The organism is Herbaspirillum aquaticum, assembly GCF_002213425.1.
Classification (GTDB): domain Bacteria; phylum Pseudomonadota; class Gammaproteobacteria; order Burkholderiales; family Burkholderiaceae_D; genus Herbaspirillum; species Herbaspirillum aquaticum.
In genome coordinates this window covers 270,966-279,712 of sequence record NZ_NJGV01000007.1, presented here as the reverse complement: position 1 = coordinate 279,712, position 8,747 = coordinate 270,966, and the positions used below count along the sequence as shown (strand labels likewise).

Here is an 8,747-nt window from a genome sequence, read left to right as displayed (position 1 = left end):
AAACCGACACCGGTATTGAAGCTGTACATCATGGGCGCTTCATCGTGCATCCAGGTGGATTCGATGTAGTCGCGGCTTTGCTTGAGGGCGGCACGTGAAGACTCGGCCAGGGCGACTTTCAGGTGCGGTGCGCGGGCCACGCTGACGACTTGGGCGGCGGTGAGGTTGAATCCGTCGATGGTAATAGTTTGCATGTGTGATCTCTGATGGAATCGTGTGCGATTACTTGGCCCCAGCCTGGAACCACGCGGCCAGTTCGGCGCGTTCTGCATCGGTCATCTGGGTCATGTTGGCCAGCGGCATGTCCTTGGTCTGGACTGCACGCTGGAAGATCTTGGCTGCGTGCTGGTGGATCAGCTCGGGCGTTTGCAGCATCATCCCGGCCGGTGCGGTGGCAAAGCCGGCCTGGGTCGGTTTGTCCGAATGGCAGCTGGCACAGCGCTGGGTGACGATGGCCTGGATGCGTGCAAAGTCCGGTGCGGCAGCGGCCGCCGGGGCCGCGCCTTCGCCTGCGGAGGCAGCAGAAGCAGCAGGGGCAGCAGGTACGATGGGACGCGGTGCAATCGCCACGGCCACGGCCAGCAGCAAGACCACGCCAGCGATGGGATAGCCCACCGACACCCGGCCCTTGTGCCGCAGATTGAAGAAGTGACGAATCAGCACACCGGCCGCCATGATCGCCGCCAGCACCAGCCAGCTGTAGGCATGCGTGTAGGTCATCGCATAGTGGTTGCTGATCATGATGAAGAGAATGGGCAGCGTGAAGTAATTGTTGTGCACGCTGCGCTGCTTGCCCTTGCGGCCGTGGATGGGGTCGGGCGAGCGGCCGGCCTTCATGGCCTCCACCAGCTTGCGCTGGCCGGGAATGATGACCATGAGCACATTGCCCACCATGATGGTGCCGATCATCGCGCCCACATGGATGTATGCCGCGCGGCCCGACAGCAGGTGCGTGAGCAGATAGGCCACCGCCACGATGAAGACGAACATCACCAGCCCCAGCAGCCCTTCGCGCTTGCCCAGCGGCGACTTGCACAGCAGGTCGTAGACGATCCAGCCCAGCACCAGGGTGCCGATGCCCACGCCGACCGCTTCCGGCCCGGTGAGGTTGGCCACGGACTTGTCCACCATCATGGCCGAGGCATTGAAGTAATACACGATGAAGAGCATGGCCACACCGGTGATCCAGGTGGCATAGGCCTCCCACTTGAACCAGTGCAGTTCTTCCGGCAGCTCGGCCGGAGCGACCTGATACTTTTGCGGATTGTAGAAACCGCCGCCGTGCACCGCCCACAGCTCGCCGGAAACGCCCTTCTTCTCCAGATCGCTGCCCGGCTTGGGCGGGCGGATGGAGTTGTCCAGCCAGACGAAATAGAACGAGGCACCGATCCAGGCGATGCCCGTGATCAGGTGCAGCCAGCGGACCAGCAGGTTGGCCCAGTCGATGCCATATGAAACCAGGAGTGCTTCCATGTCTTCCCCACGCAGGATTGCTGTCCGCCACCGCGACCTACTCCGGACAGGCGAGGCATTGCCTCAGGAATGGGCCGCCATGAAAGTCTTCCCCCGCCCTGCGTGTACCAGGGCTGCAACTGGATGAGTGGAGTGAAGGCTTCCCGCGCGCCGGGAAGCGCAGGCACCGTGCTGGTGCCGTGGCTGGTCTCCCGTCGTGCTGCCGCTACGACCCGATGGCTGGTGCCATCTGTTTTATGCCGTCCCGCTAGTGCGGAACGGTTGCACGAACGATAAACGCCGGGACTGCGCAAAACATGGTCATCAACGTATATTTGACATACGAATGACGATATACAAAAATGCCCCCTGGATGTGGGACGCTTGCGCTCGCATCACGCCAGGCCGCCGCCCGAGCCGGTCCGGCACACGACAACGATAATGCGCCTGCCCCGATGCAGCCGCCCCAGAGTGAACGAAAAACCGTCACCTGCCCCGCACCACAAGACCCCGGAGACATCCCCATGTCCAGGCTGCCTGACCATCTCGACATCCACCTCATCCGCATTCTTTATCTCCTGCTCTGCGAGAAGAACGTATCGCGGGTCGCCCTGAAGCTGAACCAGCCGCAGCCCTCGATCTCGGCCTCGCTGCGCAAGCTGCGCGAGCTGACCGGCGACCCGCTGCTGGTGCGTGGTGCGCGCGGCATGGTGCCGACCCAGCATGGCGAGAGCCTGTTGAAGCCCGCCAAGCGCATCCTCGACGAAACCGAGCGCCTGTTCGTGCCCAAGACCGCCTTCGTGCCGCAGGAAGAAGAGCGCACCTTCCACATCGCCGCGCCCGACTACATGAACACGCCCTTCTTCACCGAAGTGATCGCCCGCCTGCGGCGCGAGTCGCCGCGCAGCCGCATCGTCATCCACGCACTGGGTCCGGATACCGATTACGTGCGCCTGCTCTCGGATGGAGAACTGGACCTGGTCATTGCCAACTGGGACGAACCGCCTGCGCATTTGCACCTGTCAAAGCTGTTTGACGATCCCATCGTCTGCCTGATGCGTGCCGACTGTGCCTACGCCAAGCGCACCGCACGCGAGGCCATGAGCATCGAGGACTATCTTTCGCTGCCCCATGCCGCGCCCTCGCAGATCCTGCCCGGCTATCACGGCACCATCGATACCTTCCTCGAAAAACAGAACCTGCATCGCAACGTGGTCGTGGAGTCGGCGCACTTCCGCATGCTGCCCTACATGGTGGCGCAGACCGACCTGGTGCTGACCGCCGGCCAGCAGTTCGCCAGCTTCTACGAAAAACTCCTGGGCCTGAAAAGCTATACGGTGCCCATCAAGTTCCCACCGCTGCGTTTTTACCAGCTGTGGCACGAGCGGGTGCACCAGGCCACCGAGCACAAATGGCTGCGCGCCCAGGTCAGCGCGGCGGCCAAGATGATGGCGCAGGGCCGCGCCTGAACCGGTGCCGGGCCGCTGCAGCAAAGGAAACGGGCGGTCCGGCATATATCGGGGGCACGCCAGCCGGTATGCCGGGGCTTATATATCGCACTCCCCGGATTGCATTAGTATCGCCAGCATCAGACCGGCATCCGCACACAGGCCCCACCAAGACGCGGAGCACGGTACTGGGCCGGAACCAACTTCAAGCGGCAAGGCACACCCCCTCACGGATTGATCACGGGGGGCGCGGTCACATGCCAGGTTCCATCGATAAAAAATACCAGGAGACAATCCCATGCAAGCCACTCGCCATCCGGTGGATGAACGCCTACCCGTATTCAAGCTCTTCGCCCTCGGCATGCAGCACGTGCTGGTGATGTATGCCGGCGCGATCGCCGTGCCGCTCATCATCGGCGGTGCGCTCAACCTGCCCAAGTCAGCGATCGCCTACCTCATCAGTGCCGACCTGTTCTGCTGCGGCCTGGTGACCATCATCCAGAGTGCCGGCATCTGGAAATTCGGCATCCGCATGCCCGTCATGATGGGCGTGACCTTTGCCGCCGTGGGGCCGATGGTGGCCATGGCCAACAACCCGCAGCTGAACATCCTCCATATCTATGGCGCGGTGATTGCTTCCGGCGTGTTCTGCATCCTCGCCTCGCCCTACATGAGCAAGCTCATGCGCTACTTCCCGCCGGTGGTCACGGGCACCGTCATCACGGTGATCGGCGTCTCGCTCATGGGCGTAGGGATCAACTGGGCGGCGGGCGGACAGCCGGTGATCGGCAAGCTGGTCGACGGGGTGTTCGTGAAGGTCCCCAATCCCGATTACGGCTCGCCGCTGTCACTCTCGATTGCGGCGGTGGTGCTGGTCTCGATCCTGCTCATCACCAAGTACACGCGGGGATTCATCTCCAACATTTCGGTGTTGATGGGCATGGTGGTCGGGTTCGTGATTGCCTTTGCCTTGGGCAAGATCAGCTTTGACGGGCTGGATGCGGCGGACTGGTTCGCCTTCATCCAGCCCTTTCACTATGGGCTGCCGCAATTCGACATCGCCTCCATCATCAGCATGTGCCTGGTGATGATCGTGACGATGATCGAATCGACCGGCATGTTCATGGCCCTGGGCGACATCGTCGGCCGCCGCATCGACGACCGCACGCTGGCCAGCGGCTTGCGCGTGGATGGCCTGGGCACGGTGATCGGCGGCCTGTTCAACACCTTCCCCTACACCTCCTTCTCGCAGAACGTCGGACTGGTCGGCGTGACGGGCATCCGCAGCCGTTTCGTCTGCGTGGCGGCCGGGGTGATCCTGATCGCCTTCGGCCTGTTCCCCAAGATGGCGCACGTGGCCGCTTCGATTCCGCAATTCGTTTTGGGTGGTGCCGGCATCGTGATGTTCGGGATGGTGGCCGCGACCGGCATCAAGATCCTGTCCAAGGTCGATTTCCATGGCAACCGCAACAATCTTTTCATCGTGGCCATCAGCATTGGCGTAGGCATGATCCCCATTGTCGCGCCGACCTTCTTCGACAAGATGCCGCACCTGCTGGGCACCATCTTCCACAGCGGCATCCTGCTGGCCTCGGCCATGGCGGTCGGCCTGAACCTGTTCTTCAATGGTCGTGGCAGTGAAGAGGACGTGGCCCGCTATGCGGTGGCGGCGGCGCAGAGTTCGGATCACTGACGCGGGGCGGCGAGATATGCCGCCGCGCATACGGCCCAGATGAAACCGTTGATGCCATCCGGGCCAAGATGTTTTAAAGTCTCATCTGCGCTGCAGACCGCACCGGGCGGGCTTTGGCGCAGACCGTGAGACGACAGCCGCAAGCAACAATCGGCGCCGACAATCCTGATTTTCAGGGTGGAATGGCGGCACGCACTTGCGGCATCACCCATGAACACAGCGAGGGAGCCGGCGGCACGCCGACCGGCCAGCACATGACGACGACACTGGAACAACTGAACGCAGCCGAGACTTCGGCCTTCATCGCCGCCCTGCACGGCATTTATGAGCACTCTCCCTGGATTCCCGAGCGAGCTGCGCTGCAGCGTCCTTTCCGCAACCTGACCGCCTTCAAGCTGGCCTTGCACAAGGTCGTGACCGACGCCAGCCGTGCCGAGCAATTGGGTCTGATCCGTGCCCACCCCGAACTGGCTGGCCGCGCCGCCATTGCCGGCGAGTTGACGGCCGAGTCCACCGGCGAGCAGGCCAAGGCCGGATTGAACCTGTGCAGCCCTGAAGAATTTGCCCGCCTGCAACAACTCAATGCCGACTACAACGCCAAGTTCGGCTTCCCTTTCATCCTGGCGGTGAAGGGCCCTACCGGTGCGGGCCTCACGCGCCAGCAGATCATCGCCACCTTTGCCCGCCGCCTGCGCAACCAGCCGGAAGACGAACTGCGTGAAGCCCTGCGCCAGATCGGCCGCATTGCCGAGATGCGCATCAATGACCTGCTGGGCTATCGCCCGGTGATGGGGGCGACCGTGATGCAATGGGCCGAAGAAATCGGCGCCCTGTCGGAAGACGAAGGCGCCCTCACCTGCACTTATCTCACCGAGACGCACCAACGCACTGCAGAGCAGATTGCGCAGTGGATGCGCGAGGCCGGCATGCATGTGCATATCGATGCGGTGGGCAACGTGGTGGGGCGATATCTTTCCACTGATCCGCAGGCCAGGACCTTGCTGACCGGCTCGCACTACGACACGGTGCGCAATGGCGGCAAGTACGATGGCCGCGAGGGCATCTTGCTGCCCATTGCGGTGGTGAAGCACTTGCAGGAACGAGGCGAGACCTTGCCTTTCCATTTCGAGGTGATTGGTTTTTCGGAAGAAGAAGGGGTGCGTTTCAAGAGCACCTTCCTGGGCAGCAATGCGGTGACCGGCCATTTCGACATGAAGCTGCTGGACCTGCAGGACAAGGACGGCATCAGCATGCGCGAGGTGATCACCCAGGCTGGCCATGATGTCGCGGCCATCCCGCAGATAGCGCGCGACCCGGCCGACATCCTGGGCTATGTGGAGGTGCACATCGAGCAGGGACCGGTATTGCTCAATCGTGATTTGCCGGTAGGCATCGTCACCTCGATCGCGGGCAGTTCGCGCTATCTGGTGGAGTTGAAGGGTGTGGCCAGCCACGCGGGTACTACGCCGATGGACATGCGCAAGGATGCGGCCGCCGCCGCGGCCGAGATCATCTTGTATGTGGAGCAGCGGTGTTCGCAGGACCAGCATGCCGCGCTGGTGGGCACGGTGGGGCAATTGCAGGTACCGCGCGGATCGACGAATGTGATTCCGGGTGGGTGCCAGTTGTCGCTGGACATACGTGCGGCGGTGGATGAGGTGCGTATGGCTGCGGTGAAGGACGTTCTGGGCAAGATCGAGGAGATCTGTGGCCGCCGCAGTATCGATTTCAAACTGGAGGAAACCTTGAGCGCACCGGCAGCGCCGTGTGCGCCGTGGCTGATGGATCAGTTGCGTGCTGCCACGGAGCGTGCCGGGGTGACGCCGTTTGAGCTGGCGTCGGGGGCGGGGCATGATGCGATGGCGATTGCGAAGCTGACGGATGTCTGCATGTTGTTTACGCGTTGTGGCAATGGTGGCATCAGCCACAATCCGCTGGAGACGATGACGGCGGATGACGCGGAGGTATCGGGGCAGATTCTGCTGGATTTCCTGCGCAGTTTTGAAGTGAAGCGTTAATGATTCAAATGATTTAAATGATTTATCGTTCGACGCGTCTTCGATACGCGGCGATGCCGCTACTCAGTCCGAACGGGAGTGGGAAGAGCGAAGGAAGAGCGAAGGAAGAAAAAAGGCAGTGAAAAGGTAGTGAAAAGGAAGAGGCAAGACGAAGCCGCAGGCGAGAACGACCGAGGCCGAAGGCGAGCAAAAGGGGGCGAGGCCGCAGGCGAGCCCGAGTGGGGGTTGTCCCCATAGAGCCAGCCGTCGCAGCGGAGCGAAAAGTGGATCAGAAGGATAGTCGGAGCGAAGCGACTCTATCCTTCCCACTTTTCGCTCTGCTGCGGCGGGGACCCTCCGAAGGAGGGCTGGCTCTTTGGGGTCGCCTTCTTTTGCTTACTTTTCTTGGCGAGACAAGAAAAGTGAGCGGCTGCCGGGCCGCTCCCGGCGCGTTCTCCCGACCGGAGAGAGAAAGTCATTAAGCTAGAGCGCAGGAAAGCGATCCGTGCAGACTACCCAAAAACACAAAACCAGCAAAACCAGCAAAACACCAGCATTAAGCAAAATTTAACGCAAAACAAAACCAGCATTAAACGGACCTAAACCCTCCCAACAACCCCACCCGCCGCAGTCGTTAATAGGGCAAGAAAGGGACTCCCCCCTGTCACCTGCGCCGACCCGCAAGTCAAACACATCAACAAGGAACCCAAGAAGGAGTCCACCATCATGCAAGAGCAAGCAACAGGCAAGACGCTGTTGATCAGGAACGCGCGCGTCCTGGTCACCATGAACGAAGGTCGTGAAGAGATCGCCAATGGCGCGCTCTACATCAGGGGCAAGGTCATCGAGCAGGTCGGCAAGACCGAAGATCTTCCGCAAGAGGCCGACGAGATCATCGACGCCAGCCACCATGTGGTCATCCCTGGCCTGGTCAACACGCACCACCACATGTACCAGAGCCTCACGCGCGCCATCCCCAGCGCGCAGAATGGCGAGCTGTTCAACTGGCTGACCAACCTGTATCCGATCTGGGCGGGCCTCACGCCCGAGATGATCCGGGTATCGACGCTGACCGCCATGGCGGAGCTGATCCTCTCGGGCTGTACCACCAGCAGCGACCACCTCTACATCTACCCCAACCAGACCCGCCTGGACGACAGCCTGGAGGCCGCTGCCCAGATCGGCATGCGTTTCCACGGTGCGCGCGGTGCCATGAGCGTAGGCCAGTCCAAGGGCGGCTTGCCACCGGACCGTGTGGTGGAAGAAGAGCCTGCCATCCTCAAGGACACGCAACGCCTCATCGAGACTTACCACGACAGCCAGCGCCACGCCATGCAGCGCATCGTCGTCGCCCCCTGCTCTCCTTTCTCGGTCTCGCGCGACCTGATGCGCGAGGCGGCCGACCTGGCGCGCCACTATGGCGTATCGCTGCACACCCACCTGGCTGAAAACGTCAACGACATTGCCTACAGCCGCGAGAAGTTCAACATGACCCCGGCGCAATATGCCGAAGACTGCGGCTGGGTCGGCCATGACGTCTGGCACGCCCACTGCGTGCAGCTGGACGAACACGGCATCGACCTGTTTGCCCGCACTGGCACGGGTGTGGCGCACTGTCCCTGTTCCAACATGCGGCTGGCCTCCGGCATTGCGCCCATCCGCAAGATGCTGGACGCGGGCGTGCCGGTTGGCCTGGGCGTGGACGGCAGTGCCTCCAATGACAGTGCCCACATGCTGGGTGAAGTGCGCCAGGCCATGCTGCTGCAGCGGGTGGGCTTTGGCCCCGACGCCATGACCGCGCGCCAGGCGCTGGAAGTAGCCACCCTGGGCGGTGCCAAGGTATTGAACCGCGACGACATTGGCGCACTCAAGCCCGGCATGTCCGCCGACATCGTCCTGTTCGACACGCGCCAGATCGCCTTTGCCGGCGCGCTCCATGATCCGGTGGCCGCACTGGTTTTCTGCACACCCGCCAACGTGAACACCAGCATCATCAACGGCCGCGTGATCGTGCGCGAAGGACAGCTCACCACCATTGACCTGGGGGCGGTGCTGGAGCGGCACAATCATCTTGCGTACCAGCTGGCTGAAGCGGCGCGGTGATCGTCGCAGGCAGGCGTTTTCCATAGCATCCGGATACCGTGCAATCCGCTGGCA

5 protein-coding genes and 1 pseudogene are annotated in these 8,747 nt (G+C 62.2%); 4 read left to right on the top strand and 2 right to left on the bottom strand.

Annotation, left to right across the window (positions count from 1 at the left end; genetic code table 11):
• Window positions 1-194: pseudogene (locus CEJ45_RS10070) on the bottom strand (aromatic amino acid lyase); the annotation flags it as partial.
• A gap of 28 nt (window positions 195-222) precedes the next feature.
• Complete coding sequence (locus tag CEJ45_RS10065) at window positions 223-1,473, bottom strand: urate hydroxylase PuuD (protein ID WP_088754991.1); 1,251 nt, start codon at window positions 1,471-1,473, stop codon at window positions 223-225.
• 503 nt (window positions 1,474-1,976) lie between these two features.
• Between CEJ45_RS10065 and CEJ45_RS10060 the strand changes: the two genes are divergently transcribed.
• The 4 genes from CEJ45_RS10060 (at window position 1,977) to CEJ45_RS10045 (ending at window position 8,693) form a co-directional block, all read left to right on the top strand.
• Entirely contained in the window at window positions 1,977-2,921 is a 945-nt protein-coding gene (locus CEJ45_RS10060) for a LysR substrate-binding domain-containing protein (RefSeq protein WP_088754990.1), read from the top strand.
• Window positions 2,922-3,198: 277 nt separating this feature from the next.
• Entirely contained in the window at window positions 3,199-4,593 is a 1,395-nt protein-coding gene (locus CEJ45_RS10055) for a nucleobase:cation symporter-2 family protein (protein ID WP_088754989.1), read from the top strand.
• Between the two features lie 254 nt (window positions 4,594-4,847).
• Complete coding sequence (locus CEJ45_RS10050; protein ID WP_088755003.1) at window positions 4,848-6,611, top strand: allantoate amidohydrolase; 1,764 nt, start codon at window positions 4,848-4,850, stop codon at window positions 6,609-6,611.
• Window positions 6,612-7,316: 705 nt separating this feature from the next.
• Window positions 7,317-8,693 (top strand): 8-oxoguanine deaminase, encoded by a 1,377-nt coding sequence (locus CEJ45_RS10045; protein ID WP_088754988.1) that lies wholly within the window; start codon window positions 7,317-7,319, stop codon window positions 8,691-8,693.
• Window positions 8,694-8,747 lie beyond the last annotated feature (54 nt).

What these genes read in the sequence shown, in the direction of transcription:
- CEJ45_RS10065 (WP_088754991.1), bottom strand. Translation starts at nt 1,473, where the DNA reads ATGGAAGCACTCCTGGTTTCATATGGCATCGACTGGGCCAACCTGCTG.
- CEJ45_RS10060 (WP_088754990.1), top strand. Translation starts at nt 1,977, where the DNA reads ATGTCCAGGCTGCCTGACCATCTCGACATCCACCTCATCCGCATTCTT.
- CEJ45_RS10055 (WP_088754989.1), top strand. Translation starts at nt 3,199, where the DNA reads ATGCAAGCCACTCGCCATCCGGTGGATGAACGCCTACCCGTATTCAAG.
- CEJ45_RS10050 (WP_088755003.1), top strand. Translation starts at nt 4,848, where the DNA reads ATGACGACGACACTGGAACAACTGAACGCAGCCGAGACTTCGGCCTTC.
- CEJ45_RS10045 (WP_088754988.1), top strand. Translation starts at nt 7,317, where the DNA reads ATGCAAGAGCAAGCAACAGGCAAGACGCTGTTGATCAGGAACGCGCGC.